Raw genomic sequence first — 16,750 nt, forward strand, 5'->3', positions numbered from 1 at the left:
GTAGGGCGCGATCCGGCGGCAGGCAGCCATGTGGTCCCTCTCGTCAGCTTTTCTGCCAGGGGCGGAGGTCCCGGGCGGGCCTGCGGGGCGGCCCTGGACGTGTTCAGGTTGAGTGGAACAGACTCAAGTCCTGCTCCGTTGGACTGCACGAACCGTCCCGTGTCGCAGGAGAGGACAGGCCCACCCGCCATGCAGAGCAAGCTCACCACCCGTTCGCAGGAGGCCGTCGCCGCCGCTCAGCGGCTGGCGGTCGACCGGGGCCAGGCGGCCCTCGAGCCCCTGCACCTGCTGGCCGCCCTGCTCGAGCAGGCCGACGGCATCGCCGGGCCACTCCTGCAGGCCACCGGCGCCGACCCGGCCGACGTCCGCGCCAAGGCCGACGCCGCGCTGCGCCGGATGCCGAGCGTCAGCGGGTCCACCGTGGCCGCCCCCGCGCCGTCCCGGGAGCTGCTCCGGGCGATCAACGCCGCCGGGGAGCAGGCCAGTGCGCTGGGCGACGAGTACGTCTCCACCGAGCACCTGCTGGTCGGCCTGGCCACCACCGACGGTGAGGCCGGCGCCGTCCTGACCAGTGCCGGGGCCACCCGCGACGCGCTCGTCGCGGCGTTCCGCACCGTCCGCGGCAACCGCAAGGTCACCAGCCCCGACCCGGAGAGCACGTTCCAGGCGCTGGAGAAGTACGCCGTGGACCTGACCGCCCGCGCCCGCGAGGGCCGGATGGACCCGGTCATCGGGCGGGACACGGAGATCCGCCGGGTGGTGCAGGTGCTGTCCCGACGCACCAAGAACAACCCCGTCCTGATCGGTGAGCCCGGCGTCGGGAAGACCGCGATCGTCGAGGGCCTGGCCCAGCGGATCGTCGCCGGCGACGTGCCGGAGAGCCTCAAGGGCAAGCGGCTCATGGCGCTGGACCTGAGCGCCATGGTCGCCGGGGCCAAGTACCGCGGTGAGTTCGAGGAGCGGCTCAAGGCCGTGCTCCAGGAGATCACCGAGGCCGAGGGGCAGGTCGTCACCTTCATCGACGAGCTGCACACCATCGTCGGGGCCGGCGCCAGCGGCGACTCGGCGATGGACGCCGGCAACATGATCAAGCCGATGCTGGCCCGCGGTGAGCTGCGGATGGTCGGCGCGACCACGCTCGACGAGTTCCGCGAGCACATCGAGAAGGACCCGGCGCTGGAGCGCCGCTTCCAGCAGGTCTACGTCGGGGAGCCGTCGGTCGAGGACACGATCGGCATCCTGCGCGGCCTCAAGGAGCGCTACGAGGTGCACCACGGGGTGCGGATCACCGACGGCGCGATCGTCGCTGCGGCCACCCTGTCGGACCGGTACGTCACGGCCCGCTTCCTCCCCGACAAGGCGATCGACCTGGTCGACGAGGCCGCGAGCCGGCTGCGGATGGAGATCGACAGCCGGCCGGTCGAGGTCGACGAGGTCGAGCGGGTCGTGCGCCGGCTGGAGATCGAGGAGATGGCGCTGGCCAAGGAGGACGACCCGGCGTCCCTCCAGCGGCTGGCGGCGCTCCGCGAGGAGCTGGCCGACCGCCGCGAGGCGCTCGGCGAGCTGACCGCCCGCTGGCAGCAGGACAAGACCGCGATCGACCGGATCCAGCACACCAAGGAGGAGCTCGAGGGGGCGCGGCTGGAGGCCGAGCGCGCCGAGCGGGACGGCGACCTGGCCCGGGTCGCCGAGCTGCGCTACGGCCGGATGCCGGCGCTGGAGCGGGCGCTGTCCGAGGCCGAGGCGTCGGTCGCGGCCAGCGACTCGATGCTCAAGGAGGAGGTCGGCGCCGACGACATCGCCGAGGTCGTCCAGGCCTGGACCGGGATCCCCGCCGGCCGGCTGCTGGAGGGGGAGACGCAGAAGCTGCTGCGGATGGAGGAGGAGCTCGCGAAGCGGGTCGTCGGCCAGCCCGACGCCGTCCGCGCCGTCTCCGACGCGGTCCGCCGGGCGCGGTCCGGCGTCGCCGACCCGGACCGGCCTACCGGCTCCTTCCTGTTCCTGGGCCCCACCGGCGTCGGCAAGACCGAGCTGGCCAAGGCGCTGGCGGAGTTCCTGTTCGACGACGAGCGGGCGATGGTCCGCATCGACATGAGCGAGTACTCCGAGAAGCACTCGGTGGCCCGGCTGGTCGGTGCCCCGCCCGGGTACGTCGGCTACGAGGCGGGTGGCCAGCTCACCGAGGCGGTGCGCCGGCGCCCGTACACGGTGGTGCTGCTCGACGAGGTGGAGAAGGGGCACCCCGACGTCTTCGACGTGCTGCTGCAGGTGCTCGACGACGGCCGGCTCACCGACGGGCAGGGCCGCACGGTCGACTTCCGGAGCACGCTGCTCGTGCTGACCTCCAACCTGGGGTCGCAGGTGATCGCCGACCAGTCGGTCCCCGACGAGCAGAAGCAGCGGGCAGTGCAGGACGTGGTGCGGGCGCACTTCAAGCCGGAGTTCCTCAACCGGCTCGACGACGTCGTCACGTTCCGTGCGCTCGGCTCCGACGAGCTCGTCGGGATCGTCGACATCCAGGTCGAGGTGCTCGCCCGCCGGCTGGCTGCCCGCCGGCTCACCCTGCGGGTGACCGACGCCGCCCGGGAGTGGCTGGCGCTCAACGGCTTCGACCCGGTCTACGGGGCACGGCCGCTGCGCCGGCTGGTGCAGTCGGCCATCGGTGACCAGCTCGCCCGGGCCCTGCTCGCCGGGGAGATCCGCGACGGCGACGACGTCGTCGTCGACTGGGCGGCCGACGTGGCCGACGGCGACGTGGGGCTGACGGTCACCACGGGGACGGTGCCCGGGAAGCCGACCGCGGGTCCGAGCCCGGCACCGACCCCGCCGGCGCTCGGCCCCGGCGCCGGGGAGTGAGGCCCGTGCCCGCCGTCCCGACGGCGGGCACGGGCGCCGCCGGGCCTGGCGCGGGAGGGTGAAGAAGGGGTGACCGCGCGGCAGGGTCGGCACCTGGCACGCCGGGATGCGCCATGATCAGGAATTCGCGTACAGCAGTGATCCGAGGAGCGTCATGACGTCAGGACCGCAGGACCCCCAGCAGGGCGGCTCCGGACAGCAGCCCCCGTACGGCCAGCAGCCCCCCTACGGCCAGCAGCCCGGCTACGGCCAGCAGCCCGGCTACGGCCAGGAGCCCGGCTACGGGCAGCAGCCCGGCTACGGGCAGGGCGGGCCGGAGCAGCCCGGCCAGTACGCCTACCCCGCCGCACCCGGCGCCCAGTACGGCGGCGCCCCGGATGTCCCGACGGAGCGACCGACCACGGTCAAGGCCGGGATCGGTGCGTTCCTGGCGAACACGATCCTCGGGCTGATCGCCTCGATCATCACCTTCACCAGCCTCGACTCGCAGATCAACGACCTGGTCGCCGACCAGGCGCTCACCCGCGACGAGGCCTCGGCGGCGCTCACCATCGGCGCGGGCATCGGCCTGCTCCTGACGGCGGCCTACCTGCTGGTGCTGTTCTTCGCCTGGAAGGGTCGCAACTGGGCGCGCATCGTCCTCTGGGTGCTGGGCGGCCTGAGCGTGCTGTTCAGCCTGCTGGGGGCAGGAGCCCTCGGCTTCCTCGGCATCCTCGGCCTGCTGCTCACCATCGCCGGGATCGTGCTCCTGGCGCTCAAGCCCTCCAGCGACTGGTACAAGGCGGAGACGCAGCGCCGGAACCGCTTCTGACCCCCGTCAGCGGGAGGAGCGGCTGCGTGGGCCGGACGAGGCCCACGCAGCCGTCGTCCGGGCCAGCAGGCTGGTGCCGGCGGCCGCACAGAGCACCAGCACCAGCAGCGACGAGGCCGCCACGCCACCGGTCAGGAAGGTCGCGCCGAGGGTCAGCAGCCCCAGTGGCAGGCTGACGGCCAGCCCGGTCCACCGCGCCCACGCCCGGCCGCGGCTGAGGGCGACCGCGGAGACGGCGGCCAGCACCCCGAACACCACGGCCTGGACCAGGTTCAGGAGCACGGCCCGCTCGGCGTCGGAGCGGGGCGAGCCCGGCTGGGCATCGGCGAGGGTGTCGATCACGGTGTCCCGGACGACGAACGTGAGCAGCGCGTTCAGCAGGAGCAGCAGGGCGAGCGCGGCGAGCACCCCGATGGAGACCTTGACCGAGGCGGGGGTCTCCGGGCGGGCCGGGCCGGAGGGCGGAGGGCTGCTGCTCACCGCGACAGGGTGGCACGCCGGGACGGCAGCTCGGTCGCCTGCCGTGCCGGATGCGATGCTGACAGCGGCCTGACCAGCGGGCCAGGACCACCGTGAGCGTGTGGTGACCGAGACCAGGAGGACAGCCGCAGTGATGGCCCCCCGGCAGACCCGAGCCGTCGTCCCGTCCCGGATCGGTGGGCTCCTCGCCGTCCCGGTGCTCCTGGCCGGGCTGGCCGGCTGCAGCGGGTCCGACGACGCACCGACCGCGCGCGCCACCCCCAGCGCCACGGCGGCCGAGACGAGCGCCGCACCGACACCGGAGGCGACTGCGGCGCCCACCGGTCCGATCGGACCGGGCTGCGAGCAGGCCTTCCCCGCGGCCGCCGGCGCGCCGGCGGACCTGGCCGCCCAGCCGGTGAGCGCGGCGGTGGGCGCCAACCCCCAGCTGAGCACCCTCACCGCCGCCGTGGGCGCGGCCAACCTGGTCGACGTGCTCAACACCCGCGAGGAGGTCACCGTGCTGGCCCCGACCAACGCCGCCTTCGACGCGCTGGGCCCGGATGCCCTGCCCGCGCTGCTCGGGGACGTCCCGCGGCTGACCTCGCTGCTGACCCACCACGTCCTGCCCGGTCGGCTGGCGCCGGCCGACCTCGTCGGCGACCACGTCACGCTCAACGGGGACCCGATCACCGTCGTCGGGACGGCCGAGGCGCCGACGGTCGCCGTCGAGGGCACCCTGGCCGGCGCCGCCCCGGCGACCGTGGTCTGCGGCAACGTGCCCACGGCGAACGCCACGGTCTACGTCATCGACCAGGTGCTCGCCCCCGCCGGCTGAGCCGTGCCGGGCTGGGCGGGTCCCGGTCACCGGCGCCCGCTCCACCGGCCTCAGTAGGGTCGGCGGGATGAACGCCCCTGCCTCGGCCCACCCCGACCGCGACCGGCTGCTCGAGCTCATCGTCGACCTCGCCGTCGTGCACGGGAAGGTGACCCTCTCCTCCGGCCAGGAGGCCGACTGGTACATCGACCTGCGCCGGGTGACGCTGCACCACGAGGCCGCCCCGCTGGTGGGCCGGGTGATGCGCCAGCTCACCGGGGACCTGCGCTACGACGTGGTCGGCGGGCTCACCCTCGGCGCCGACCCGGTCGCGGCCGCGATGCTGCACGCCGCCTCGGGCGGCGAGGGTTTCCTGGACGCCTGCGTGGTGCGCAAGGCGACCAAGGCGCACGGGATGCAGCGGCGGATCGAGGGGCCCGACGTGGCCGGCCGCACGGTGCTGGTGGTCGAGGACGTCTCCACCACCGGCGGCAGCCCGCTCACCGCCGTCGAGGCGCTGCAGGAGGCAGGCGCCGAGGTGCTGGGCGTGGCCGTGATCGTCGACCGCGGCGCCCGCGCGGCCGTCGAGGCCGCCGGCCTGGAGTACCGCGCGGCGTTCGAGCTGGCGGATCTCGGCCTCTCCTGAAGGAGAGACGTACGGTGACCGTGTGACCGCCCTCACGACGACGTGGGTCCGCGAGCTCCAGGACGCCTTGGGCCCGGACAGCGTGCTCACCGACCCTGACGTCACCGCCGCCTACGCACGCGACCAGGCGATGCTCGCCGAGGCGGGGCTGCCGGCCGCGGTGGCGCTGCCGCGCAGCACCGAGGAGGTGTCGGCGGTGCTGCGGCTGGCCAGCCGGCACGGGGTGCCGGTGGTGCCGCGGGGCGCCGGCTCCGGGCTGGTCGGCGCGGCCAACGCCGTCGACGGGTGCATCACCCTGGCGCTGACCCGGATGGACGCCGTCCTGGAGGTGGCCCCGGCCGACCGGCTCGCCGTGGTCCAGGCCGGCGTGGTGAACAAGACGCTGCGCGACGCCGTCCGGGAGCACGGGCTGTTCTACCCGCCGGACCCGGCCAGCTACGACTGGTGCACCCTCGGCGGCAACCTGGCGATGAACTCCGGCGGGCTGTGCTGCGTGAAGTACGGCGTCACCACCGACTACGTGCTCGGCCTGGAGGTCGTGCTCGCCGACGGGCGGGTGCTGCGCACCGGACGGCGCACCGTCAAGGGCGTCGCCGGCTACGACCTGGCCCGGCTGTTCGTCGGCTCCGAGGGCACGCTGGGCGTGATCACCGAGGCGACGCTGGCCCTGCGCCCCGCCCCGCAGCCGCCGGTCACCCTGGTCGCCAGCTTCGGCACCAGCGCGCAGACCGGCCAGGTGGTCGAGCGGGTGGTCACCAGCGGCCTGGTGCCCAGCATGCTCGAGGTGATGGACCGCACCTGCATCCGCGCGGTCGACGACCTGATGAAGGCCGACCTGGACCGGGACGCGGCGGCGCTGCTGCTGGCCCAGTCCGACAGCGGGGGAGACGTGGCGCTCGCCGAGATCGCGGCGCTGACCCGGCTGTGCGAGGAGGCCGGGGCGGACTTCGTGCACTCCACCGACGACCCGGCCGAGGGCGACCTGCTGATGACCGCCCGGCGGATGGCGCTGCCGGCCCTGGAGCGGCTGGGCAGCAGCCTGCTGCTCGACGACGTCGCCGTCCCGCGGTCGCGGGTGGCCACGTTCATCGACGGCTGCGACGCGATCGCCGCCACCGCCGGGCTGGTGGTCGGGGTCGTCGGGCACGCCGGCGACGGCAACATGCACCCCACCGTCGTCTTCGACGGTGCCGACCCCGACCAGTGCACCCGGGCCTACGCCGCCTTCGACGCGATCCTGGAGCTCGGCCTCTCCCTCGGTGGCACCATCACCGGTGAGCACGGGGTGGGCACGATCAAGGCCGACTGGCTGGAGCGGGAGATCGGCCCGGTCTCCCTCTCGGTCCACCAGGCGATCAAGCACGCGCTGGACCCGGCGGGGCTCCTCAACCCCGGGAAGATGTTCCGCCGGGCCTCCGGCGGCGACCTGGCCGCCGTCTCCGGCCTCATCGGCGCCTGAGACGTCCGGCGGTGGGAGGCTGCAGGGCATGACCGAGCGACTGGTGGTGGTCGGCGGCGACGCGGCCGGGATGTCGGCGGCCGCCCAGGCCCGGCGGCTGCGCACGGCGGCCGAGCTGGAGATCGTCGTCCTGGAGCAGAGCGACGTCGTCTCCTACTCCGCCTGCGGCATCCCCTACTGGGTCGCCGGGCAGGTGAGCGACCGGGACGACCTGATCGCCCGGACGCCGGCGCAGTTCGCCGCCTCCGACATCACCGTGCACATCGGCACGCGGGCCGAGGGGATCGACCTGGACGCCGGTGTGGTGCACGCCCGCGGGGGCGCGCGGTTCGGCTACGACCGGCTGGTCGTCGCCACCGGCGGCCGGCCGAGCCGGCCCCCGATCCCCGGCCTGGACGCCCCCGGGGTGTTCGGCGTGCACCGGCTGGACGACGGCGCGGCCATCCGGGCGGCGATCGACCGGCTGCCCGCCGACGGCCCGCGGCGCGGGCTGGTCCTCGGCGGCGGCTACATCGGGCTGGAGATGGCCGAGGCCCTGCAGGACCGGGGCCTGGAGGTCACCGTCGTCCTGGCCGACCCGCTGCCGATGGCGCTGCTGGACACCGACATGGGCGAGCGGGTCTGCGCCGCTCTCGGGGCGATGGGCATGACGGTGCACGCCGACCAGGCGGTGCGGGAGGTGCTCGTCGACGCCGACGGCCGGGCCTGCGGGGTGCGCACCGACGTCGGCACGTACGAGACCGACCTGATCGTCCTCGGGCTCGGCATGGGGCCGGAGGCGTCCCTGGCCGCCGAGTCCGGGCTGGCGATCGGGCCGACCGGCGCGGTCGACGTCGACCGGAGCCAGCGCTGCCGGGACCACCCGGAGGTCTTCGCCGCCGGTGACTGCGCGCAGACGTTCCACCGGGTCACCGGCGAGGTCGCGCACGTCGCGCTGGGCACGCACGCCAACAAGCAGGGCCGGGTCGCGGGCTCGGTGATCGGTGGCCGGCCGGCCCGGTTCGCCGGGGTGCTCGGCACCGCGGTGACCAAGGTGCGCGAGCTAGAAGTCGGCCGCACCGGTCTGTGCACCACCCAGGCCGAGGAGGCCGGGTTCGCCTACCGCACCGACGTCATCGAGGCGAGCACCCGGGCCGGCTACTTCCCCGGTGCCGAGGAGATCGCGGTGAAGCTGGTCACCGAGGCGGGCTCCGGGCAGCTGCTCGGGGCGCAGGTGGTCGGCGGGCCGGGGTCGGCGAAGCGGATCGACGTGCTGGCCACCGCGATCTGGGCGGGGATGACCGCCGAGGAGCTGGCCGGCAGCGACCTCTCCTACGCCCCGCCGTTCTCGCCCACCTACGACCCGGTGGTGGTGGCCGCCCGCGCCGTCAGCCGCATCGAGCAGGGCTGAGGGCCCTCCTCCTCACCTTCACGGCGGTGCCCCGGAGAGGCCGATGAGCGGTGCGCCCGGTGGCGGTCGGCTCCACTAAGGTGCGGGCATGCCGATCGCGACACCCGAGGTCTACGCCGACATGCTCGCCCGGGCGAAGGAGGGCGGGTTCGCCTATCCGGCGATCAACTGCACCTCGTCCGAGACGATCAACGCCGCGCTGCGCGGCTTCGCCGACGCCGGCAGTGACGGGATCATCCAGTTCTCCACCGGGGGTGCGGAGTTCGGCTCGGGCACCCGGGTGAAGGACATGGTGACCGGTGCGGTCGCGCTGGCCGAGTTCGCCCACGTGGTCGCCGACAAGTACCCCGTCCAGGTGGCGCTGCACACCGACCACTGCCCCAAGGACAAGCTGGACAGCTACGTCCGGCCGCTGATCGCCCTCTCCCAGGAGCGGGTGGACGCCGGCAAGGAGCCGCTGTTCCAGTCGCACATGTGGGACGGCTCGGCCGTCGAGCTCACCGAGAACCTGGAGATCGCCCAGGAGCTCATCGAGAAGTGCGCGGCGGCCAAGATCGTGCTCGAGGTGGAGATCGGCGTCGTCGGCGGCGAGGAGGACGGCGTCGCCCACGAGATCAACGAGAAGCTCTACACCGCCGACGGCGACTTCGTGCGCACCGCCGAGGCCCTCGGGCTCGGGGAGAAGGGCGTCTACCTGCTGGCGGCGACCTTCGGCAACGTGCACGGGGTCTACAAGCCGGGCAACGTGAAGCTCCGCCCCGACGTGCTCGAGCGCGGCCAGGCCGTCGTCGCCGAGCAGTTCGGCCTCGGGGACGGCGCCAAGCCGTTCAACCTGGTCTTCCACGGCGGTTCCGGCTCCGCGCTCGAGGAGATCCGCGAGGCGCTCTCCTACGGCGTGGTCAAGATGAACGTCGACACCGACACCCAGTACGCGCTGACCCGGGCGATCGCCGGGCACATGTTCAGCAACTACGACGGCGTCCTGAAGGTCGACGGCGAGGTCGGCGTGAAGAAGACCTACGACCCGCGCACCTACATGAAGCTTGCCGAGGCGAGCATGGCCGACCGGATCGTGGAGGCCTGCGAGCACCTGCTGTCCGCCGGCCGGTCGCAGGCGGCCTGAGCCATGACCCACGCACACCACAACCTGCTCGGCGAGCCGCCGGCCACCCTGCTGCCGGGCATCCCGGAGGCCGACGACGCGCTGGCTGCCGGCGCCGACCCGGCCGAGGTCGCGGCGGGGCACCCCACCTCCAGCGCCGCCTGGGCCGCGCTCGCCGAGACCGCGCTGGAGGCCGGCCGCACCATCGAGGCCTACGCCTACGCCCGCACCGGGTACCACCGCGGGCTGGACGCGCTGCGCCGCAACGGCTGGAAGGGCTACGGCCCGGTGCCGTGGTCGCACGAGCCCAACCGCGGTTTCCTGCGCTGTGTCACCGTGCTGGCCACGGCGGCCGGTCGGATCGGCGAGGTCGACGAGCAGGAGCGCTGCACCCAGCTGCTGCGCGACTGCGACCCCACGCTGGTGCCCTGACCAGTCGGTCTGCGCAGCATCCCGCTGCCGACTGAGCAGTTCTGGTCGCTCCCCGCGGCGTGTCCGCGCGAGTCGGCGACCGCGACTGCTCAGTCGGCGCGGCCAGTGGCAGGCCGCCCCGGCCGAGATACGGATCATGATCGTCCTGATGCCGAGACTCGGCGGTCTCGTTAGCGTCAAGATCCAGTCGGCGCCACGGGGTGCCGCCTAGAGAAGGAGGCAAGCCATGGTCACCCTGCTCTGGATCCTCGCCGTCGTCCTGGTCGTCGCGGGGATCGTCGCGGTCGTCCGCAAGCAGATCGTGTGGGGGGTCGTGTTGATCGTGCTCGGGCTGCTGGTCGGCCCGGGAGGCGTCAGCATCTTCAACTGAGCTGCCCCTGGTGGAGCCGAGAACCACTCGGCCCCACCAGGGGGCGTCAGGGCACCAGGATCGCGCGACCGCGGACCCGGCCGGCGTCGAGGTCGTCGATCGCCGACTGGAAGTCCGCCAGCGCGTACTTCGCGGTGTGCAGCGTGACCTTCTGCTGCGCCGCCAGCGCCATCAGGTCGACCAGGTCGTTGTAGCTCCCGACCAGGTTGCCCAGCACGTTGATCTCCGCGGACACCAGGTCGATCGTCGGGACGTCGACGTTCTCCCCGTACCCGACCACCAGGTAGTCCCCGGCCCTCCGGGTCATCGACAGGCCCTCCTTCGTCGAGCCGCCCTCGCCGACGAAGTCGATGACCACCTCGGCGCCGTGTCCACCGGTGAGCTGCCGCACCTGCTCGACCTGGCTACCGTCGGCGACGATCCCCCGGTCGGCACCGATCGACTCGGCCAGCTTCACCGCCTCGGGGTTGCGGTCGACCACGATCAGCTCGGCCGGCGAGAGCGCCTTGAGCACCTGGATGCCGATGTGCCCGAGCCCGCCGGCGCCGATCATCACGCACCGGAACCCCGGCCGCAGCCGGCGGGCCGCCTTGGCCACCGCGTGGTAGGCGGTGAGCCCGGCGTCCGCCAGGGCCGCGACGTCCGCGGGCTCCAGCGAGTCGTCGATCCGCACCACGCTGCGGGCCGTGGTCCTCAGGTACTCGGCGTACCCGCCGTCGCTGTCGATGCCGGGGAACTGCGAGTTCTCGCAGTGCACGTCGTCCCCGGACCGGCAGGCGCGGCACAGCCCGCAGGTGACCAGCGGGTGCAGGATCACCTTGTCCCCCTCGGCGACGTGGCTGACGGCGCTGCCCACGGCCGCCACCCAGCCGGCGTTCTCGTGCCCGATCGTGTACGGCAGCGTGACCTGGGACTTCTCCGCCCACTGCCCTTCCAGGATGTGCAGGTCGGTGCGGCAGACCCCGGCGCCGCCGATCTTCACGACGACGTCGTGCGGGCCGGTGACCTCCGGCTGCGGGACGTCGTCCAGCCGGAGCGGCTCGTGGTACCCGGTGACGCGGACGGCTCTCATGACAGGACCTCCAGGGGGAGCAGTGAACGGGAGTCGGCGTCCGGCCGGGGCGACTGGTCGGCCTCGGCGCCGGGGTAGCGGGTGGCGAGCAGGCCGCGGCAGAAGTGCGCATTGCCGTCGACGGAGATCCGCACCGACCGGGCCCGGCGCAGGAACAGGGCGGCCTCGCCGGGGGACGGGCGGGTGCCGTCGGCGGCGACCAGCACCGCGGCGTCCGGGTCGATCGGCAGGCCGAGCGTGGCCCGCCGGCGCAGCAGCGCACCGGTGGTCGGCTCGTCGGCCGGCAGGTCGCCGAGCGTGGTGCGCTGCAGGTCGGCCTCGGTGAGCGACCGGTCGGCGCGGAGCAGGGCGGTGAGCGCGCGCTCCATCGCCGCGGTGTGCCCCTTGCGGACGAAGACCGCCCGCAGCTCGTCCAGCGACTCCTCGGCCTCGTGCCCGAAGGTGCCCCGGTACCCGGCCCCGGCGGCGAGGCCGCGGTTGATCAGGTCGGAGTCGTGGTGGTCGTCGAGCTCCACCACCACCCGCTCGACCCCGGGGACGGCGGAGACCGCGTCGTGGGCGTCGGAGCACATCAGCCAGGCGAAGTTCGGCGCGCAGAACGACGTGGGCAGCCGCAGGTGCACCGCCACCGCCGGCCCCTGGACGGCCACCGACCGGACGAAGCCCAGGTCGGTGATCGGCTCGTCGAGCTCGGGGTCGACGACGGTGCCCAGCGCAGCACGGACCTGCGCCTCCGTCACCGGCGTCAGCAGGGTCGCCGTCATCAGGACATCGCCAGGTCCGCGGCGCCGGGCTCGCGGGGCCCGGTGGCCGGCTCGTCGGCGTCGGGCAGCCGCAGGTGCTCGGGCACCGGGATGTCGTAGAGCTTCGCGGCGTTGAGCCCGAGCACCTTCTTCTTCACCTCGGTGGTCAGCGGTGCGTACTCGGCCAGGTCCTCGGGGATCTGGAAGTCCACGAAGCGCTCGACCAGCCACGTCGGCGTCCAGAGCGCGTAGTCGCTGGAGAAGAGGATCCGGTCCTCCCCGAGCCAGTAGACGAGCTCGCCGATGATCTGGGCGAAGTACCGCGGCCGGGTGTGGATGAACGGGAGCGCCACCGCCAGGCCGGCGTGCACGTTGGGCTCCTGGGTGGCGATCCAGCAGAAGTCCTCCAGCCGGGGCAGGCCGCAGTGCTCGACGATGAACTGCAGGTCGGTGAAGTCCGTCGCCACGTGGTCGACGTCGGCGACGTCGAAGGCGTCCCGGTCCAGCGGGCGGATCGTCGGGCCCTTGTGGACGTGGATGTTGGTGATCCCGAGCTCCCGGCAGAGCTCGAGGTACCGGTAGGCCATCGGGTCGGTGAGCTTCCAGCCGCGGGACTCCCCGTGCCAGTCGGCGGTGTAGAGCTTCACGCCCTTGAGCCCGAAGCGCTCGGCGTCCGCCCGCAGCTGGTCCAGCCCGTTCTCGCCGTCCCGGGGGTCCCACCAGTGGTTGTAGGTGAGCTTGTCCGGGTGCTGCTGGGTGAGCGCGAACGCCTCCTCGGTCTGCCCGAACCCCCGGTGGTAGAACTCGCCGAGCCGGGCCGGCTGGAAGATGGCGTGGTCGACCATGCCGCCGGCGAAGACGTCGCGCATCAGCCGCTCGCCGCCCTGGTAGAGGTACTCCTCGTAGGGCCAGACCTCGGACTCCGGGCTGAGGTTGCGGTGGTAGTCGTAGAAGCAGTCGATGAACTGCTCACCGTGCACGTTCCGCTGGTTCTCCGGCCGCGCGTCCCAGAGGGCGATGTGCGCGTCGACCACGAAGTAGTCGACGCCGTCCTTGCTGTACATGGGGTCCTCCTCGACTCCCTCCCGCCCGCGTCGTTGCGGGCCGGAGCACCTCGGGATCGACGGTAGGTGTGGCGTGGACCACAATGAGGGGGTCTGCTGTCTCACTTTGAGACACCTCGGGCCCGGGTCCCCGCCGGCCACAGCCGCGCCCGAGGCCCGTCGCCCGGCCGACACCTGCGGGTCCGCCCGCCAGCGTCCCGAGGAGGGTCGCCGTGTCACCTCCGCCTCCGGGCCGGCTGCGGCCGGCCGGTGCCGCCGGGCTCGACCGGCCGAGCAGCCCGGCCCGGGTGCGTGCCTCCTGGCAGCGCAGCGAGCGCTACGGGGTCACCCCGGAGGAGGTGGTGCCGGTCTACGTCGACGGGGTGCCGACCGACTCGCTGTTCTACGAGTGCGGTGCAGAGGTGGTCCGTGGGCTGCACGGCACGTTGGCCGGCGAGCCGGTCGGCTTCATGCTCACCGATCCGCAGGGTCTCGTGCTGGCCCGCTGGTGCGACGACGAGACGATCAACCGCTCCCTGGACCGGGTGCACCTGGCGCCCGGCTTCTACTTCGGCGAGCAGACCGCCGGCACCAACGGTCTGGGCCTGGCCCTCGCCGACCGGGTGCCGACCCTGGTCCACGGCCCCGAGCACTACGTCGCACCGTTGCGCCGCTACACCTGTGCCGCCGTGCCGGTGCTGGACCCGCGCACCGGTGGGCTGGTGGGCAGCATCAACCTCACCACCTGGTCCGATGCCTCCTCGGAGCTGTTGCTGGCGCTGGCCCAGGCCGCCGCGGGGAACACCGCGGCGCTGATGCAGGTGCGGGCCGGTGGCCAGCTGCTCCGTGCGACGCCGCGCGGGGAGGTGTTCCACGTGCTGACCGGCCGGCTGGTCGACGGCGTCGCCGACGACCCCTGCGTGTCCCCGGCCTGGCAGGCGGCCGTGGGCGCGGTCCGCGACGCGGTCACCGGCGGCCGGCTGGTCGCCGTGGTCGGCGAGCCGGGTGCCGGGCGGACGACGGCGGCCTCGCTGGCCCGCCGCGCCACCGGCCTGCGGGAACGGGTGCTGGTCGCCCGGCCACCCGAGCCGGCCGAGGTCGGCGAGTGGCTCACCCTGTGGACGCCGGAGCTGCACGCGCCGGACACCTGTGTCGTGGTCGCCGAGGCCGACACCCTCCCGGTCTGGGCGGCCGAGCAGCTGGCCGCGGAGGTGGCCGCCGTCCCGATCACCGCGGGGGCGCCGGGCCCCCTGGTGCTCACCGGCTCCTCCTTCACCGCCCTCCCCGGCCCGCTGGCCGCACTGGTGGAGGCGGTCGCCGAGGTCCCCGCCCTGCGCGACCGGCCCGCCGACGTCGAGCCGCTGGCCCGGGCCTTCGCCCGGCAGCTCCGGCACCGCGACGTCGAGTTCACCGCGCGTGCGCTGCGGGCACTGGCCGCGCACGCCTGGCCGGGCAACGTGCGGGAGCTGCGGGCGGCGGTGCGCGCGGCCGCCGCCCGGACCGACCTCGTCGACGTCGCGCACCTGCCGCCCGGGGTGCTGTCCGACGGCAGCCGGACGCTCGGCCGGCTGGAGCAGCTGGAGCGGGACGAGATCGTGCGCTGCCTGAGCCGCCCCGGGACGACGGTGGTGCACGCCGCCACCGAACTGGGCCTGTCCCGGGCCACCCTCTACCGGAAGATCGCCCAGTACCGGATCACCGTGTAGCCCGCGGGCGCCCGCTCAGCGGTCGCGCCGGGCGGCCCGCAGCGAGTCGCCCAGCCGGGAGAGCTCGTCCCCGCCGGCGACCAGCCGGGTCAGGTCGTGCACGTCGACGTCCTCCCGGGTCAGGTCACCGGCCACCCGCCCACCGCCGAGCAGCAGGAAGCGGTCGCCGACCAGGTGCGCGTGCTGCGGGCTGTGGGTCACGAACAGCACGGCGAGCCCCGCCTCGCGGGCGGCCACCACCGACTCCAGCACCAGCGCCCGCTGGGCCACCGTCATCGGTGCGGTCGGCTCGTCGATGACCAGCGCCCGGGCACCGAAGTGCAGGGCGCGGGCGATCGCCAGGCTCTGCCGCTCCCCGGCCTTCAGCGCGCTGGCGGCCTGACCGGGGTCGAGCCCCGGGACGCCCACCCGGGCCATGGCCCGGGTGGTGATCTCCTCGGCCCGCCCGACGTCCAGCCGCCGGAACGGCCACAGCCCGCGGGTCGGTTCGGCGCCGAGGAAGAAGTTGCGCCAGACCGACATCAGCGGCGCGATCGCCAGGTCCTGCCAGACCGTGGCGATCCCGAAGGCACGAGCCTGCTGCGGCGACCGGAAGCGCTCCGGCCGGCCGTCGACCAGCAACTCGCCCTCGACCGGCTGCTGCAGGCCGGAGAGGACGGCGACCAGCGTCGACTTGCCCGAGCCGTTCTCCCCGAGCACGCAGACCACCTCGCCGGCCCGCAGGGCCAGCGACACCCGGTACAACGCCGGCACGCTGCCGAAGCGGACCGTCACCCCGCGCAGCTCCAGGACCGGCGCTGGGGAGCCGTGCGGGGACAGGTGGGCGGCCGTGCTCATGAGCGGGGCACCGAGCGGAGCCGGCGGCGGACCACGCCGTTGACCAGCAGGGCCACCAGCAGCAGCATCCCGAGGAAGGCCTGGAACCAACGTGGGTCCCAGTCGGCCAGCGAGATGCCCTCCCGGGCCACGGCGTACAGCAGCGCCCCCAGCGCGGCGCCCACGGTGGAGCCGTACCCGCCGGTGAGCAGGCAGCCGCCGATCACCGCGACCACGATGAACTCGATCTCCTCGCCCAGGGCCGGGTCGACCTGCACGCCGCCGAGCCGGACGAGGGTCAGGGTGCCGATCAGCCAGCCGGCCGCAGCGGTGCCCAGGAACAGCAGGACCGTCGTGCGCGCGACCGGCACGCCCAGCTCCTGGGCCGCCCGGCTGGCGCCGCCGCTGGCGAAGACGGCGTTGCCGAAGCGGGTGCGCCACAGCAGCCAGGTGGTCAGGGCGGTGGCCAGCAGCCACCAGAGCAGCGAGATGCGGAACCGTCCGTCACCCAGCTGCGCGGTGGCCCCGAACACCGCCAGCGCCGACTCCCAGCCCGGTGCGTCCGCCAGCCCGGTGATCCGCGAGGACCCCGCGATCGCGGCGGCCCCGGCGAGCGAGGTGCCCTGCAGCACGAGGAACGTCGCCAGCGTCACCAGGAAGCTGGGCAGCCCGGTGGTGACCACGAGCAGCCCGTTGGCGGCCCCGACCAGCAGGGCGGCGAGCAGCGACACCAGCAGGGCCGGCCAGATGCCGAGGCCGAGCTGGGTCACCAGCAGCGCGGTGACCAGGCTGCTGCCCACCGCGACGACCCCGATGGACAGGTCGAACTGGCCGGCGACCAACAGCAGTGCGACCGCCACGCCGCCGATGCCCAGCAGGGCGGCGACGTCGAGCACGGTGGCCAGGCCGCCGGAGCTGATCAGCCCCGGTGCCTGCAGCCCGAAGAAGACGGCGAGCACCAGCACCCCGACCAGCGCGCCGATGCCCGGGCGGGCGAGCAACCGGTCCAGCACCCGGCGCCCGCCGAG

Annotated in this window: 16 protein-coding genes; 10 read left to right on the forward strand and 6 right to left on the reverse strand. The window is 74.0% G+C overall.

Going from position 1 to position 16,750, the window contains the following annotated elements:
• Window positions 1–189: 189 nt before the first annotated feature.
• The gene (gene clpB / locus O2W53_RS09040; RefSeq protein ID WP_269162729.1) at window positions 190–2,856 is read left to right on the forward strand and encodes an ATP-dependent chaperone ClpB; all 2,667 of its coding nucleotides are present in this window, start codon (window positions 190–192) and stop codon (window positions 2,854–2,856) included.
• A gap of 154 nt (window positions 2,857–3,010) precedes the next feature.
• Complete coding sequence (locus O2W53_RS09045) at window positions 3,011–3,667, forward strand: hypothetical protein (protein ID WP_269162730.1); 657 nt, start codon at window positions 3,011–3,013, stop codon at window positions 3,665–3,667.
• A 6-nt stretch (window positions 3,668–3,673) separates the two neighbouring features.
• Here O2W53_RS09045 and O2W53_RS09050 read toward each other — a convergent pair whose 3' ends face one another.
• Window positions 3,674–4,147 carry a hypothetical protein gene (locus O2W53_RS09050; protein ID WP_269162731.1) on the reverse strand — a complete coding sequence of 158 codons (474 nt, stop codon included), beginning with the start codon at window positions 4,145–4,147 and terminating at the stop codon, window positions 3,674–3,676.
• Between the two features lie 133 nt (window positions 4,148–4,280).
• On the opposite strand from O2W53_RS09050, the gene O2W53_RS09055 reads away from it, so the two are divergent.
• The 7 genes from O2W53_RS09055 to O2W53_RS09085 all read left to right on the forward strand — a co-directional run bounded on the left by O2W53_RS09055 (window position 4,281) and on the right by O2W53_RS09085 (window position 10,342).
• The gene (locus O2W53_RS09055; protein WP_269162732.1) at window positions 4,281–4,964 is read left to right on the forward strand and encodes a fasciclin domain-containing protein; all 684 of its coding nucleotides are present in this window, start codon (window positions 4,281–4,283) and stop codon (window positions 4,962–4,964) included.
• Window positions 4,965–5,031: 67 nt separating this feature from the next.
• Window positions 5,032–5,589 (forward strand): orotate phosphoribosyltransferase, encoded by a 558-nt coding sequence (gene pyrE / locus O2W53_RS09060; RefSeq protein ID WP_269162733.1) that lies wholly within the window; start codon window positions 5,032–5,034, stop codon window positions 5,587–5,589.
• A 22-nt stretch (window positions 5,590–5,611) separates the two neighbouring features.
• A complete protein-coding gene (locus tag O2W53_RS09065; RefSeq protein WP_269162734.1) occupies window positions 5,612–7,048 on the forward strand; it encodes an FAD-binding oxidoreductase in 1,437 nt (478 codons plus the stop codon).
• 28 nt (window positions 7,049–7,076) lie between these two features.
• On the forward strand, window positions 7,077–8,438 hold the full coding sequence (locus tag O2W53_RS09070; protein WP_269162735.1) for an FAD-dependent oxidoreductase: 1,362 nt from the start codon (window positions 7,077–7,079) through the stop codon (window positions 8,436–8,438).
• Window positions 8,439–8,526: 88 nt separating this feature from the next.
• Window positions 8,527–9,561, forward strand: a complete 1,035-nt coding sequence (gene fbaA / locus O2W53_RS09075; protein ID WP_036336355.1) for a class II fructose-bisphosphate aldolase — start codon at window positions 8,527–8,529, stop codon at window positions 9,559–9,561.
• Between the two features lie 3 nt (window positions 9,562–9,564).
• On the forward strand, window positions 9,565–9,972 hold the full coding sequence (locus O2W53_RS09080) for a DUF3151 domain-containing protein (RefSeq protein ID WP_269162736.1): 408 nt from the start codon (window positions 9,565–9,567) through the stop codon (window positions 9,970–9,972).
• A gap of 226 nt (window positions 9,973–10,198) precedes the next feature.
• Window positions 10,199–10,342 carry a GPGG-motif small membrane protein gene (locus O2W53_RS09085; protein ID WP_164700081.1) on the forward strand — a complete coding sequence of 48 codons (144 nt, stop codon included), beginning with the start codon at window positions 10,199–10,201 and terminating at the stop codon, window positions 10,340–10,342.
• A gap of 46 nt (window positions 10,343–10,388) precedes the next feature.
• Here the strand turns inward: O2W53_RS09085 and O2W53_RS09090 are convergent, their stop codons facing one another.
• From O2W53_RS09090 to O2W53_RS09100, 3 genes are read right to left on the reverse strand one after another with little or no spacing between them, the layout of a single operon-like run.
• Window positions 10,389–11,414, reverse strand: a complete 1,026-nt coding sequence (locus O2W53_RS09090; protein ID WP_269162737.1) for an NAD(P)-dependent alcohol dehydrogenase — start codon at window positions 11,412–11,414, stop codon at window positions 10,389–10,391.
• Window positions 11,411–12,178, reverse strand: a complete 768-nt coding sequence (locus O2W53_RS09095) for a metal-sulfur cluster assembly factor (protein WP_269162738.1) — start codon at window positions 12,176–12,178, stop codon at window positions 11,411–11,413. Before O2W53_RS09095 ends, O2W53_RS09090 begins: the two co-directional genes overlap by 4 nt.
• A complete protein-coding gene (locus O2W53_RS09100; protein WP_269162739.1) occupies window positions 12,178–13,221 on the reverse strand; it encodes an amidohydrolase family protein in 1,044 nt (347 codons plus the stop codon). The genes O2W53_RS09095 and O2W53_RS09100 overlap by 1 nt, the downstream gene beginning before the upstream one ends.
• Before the next feature lie 212 nt (window positions 13,222–13,433).
• Between O2W53_RS09100 and O2W53_RS09105 the strand changes: the two genes are divergently transcribed.
• Window positions 13,434–14,906, forward strand: a complete 1,473-nt coding sequence (locus O2W53_RS09105) for a helix-turn-helix domain-containing protein (RefSeq protein ID WP_269162740.1) — start codon at window positions 13,434–13,436, stop codon at window positions 14,904–14,906.
• Window positions 14,907–14,921: 15 nt separating this feature from the next.
• On the opposite strand, the gene O2W53_RS09110 is transcribed toward O2W53_RS09105, so the two are convergent.
• Both O2W53_RS09110 and O2W53_RS09115 read right to left on the reverse strand, forming a co-directional pair.
• Window positions 14,922–15,743, reverse strand: a complete 822-nt coding sequence (locus O2W53_RS09110) for an ATP-binding cassette domain-containing protein (RefSeq protein WP_269162741.1) — start codon at window positions 15,741–15,743, stop codon at window positions 14,922–14,924.
• Window positions 15,740–16,735: an ABC transporter permease gene (locus tag O2W53_RS09115; protein ID WP_269162742.1), complete on the reverse strand. Its 996-nt coding sequence runs from the start codon at window positions 16,733–16,735 to the stop codon at window positions 15,740–15,742. The genes O2W53_RS09110 and O2W53_RS09115 overlap by 4 nt, the downstream gene beginning before the upstream one ends.
• Window positions 16,736–16,750: the final 15 nt, after the last annotated feature.

Origin of the sequence: Modestobacter sp. VKM Ac-2978, assembly GCF_026968025.1 — a bacterium.
Classification (GTDB): Bacteria; Actinomycetota; Actinomycetes; order Mycobacteriales; family Geodermatophilaceae; genus Modestobacter.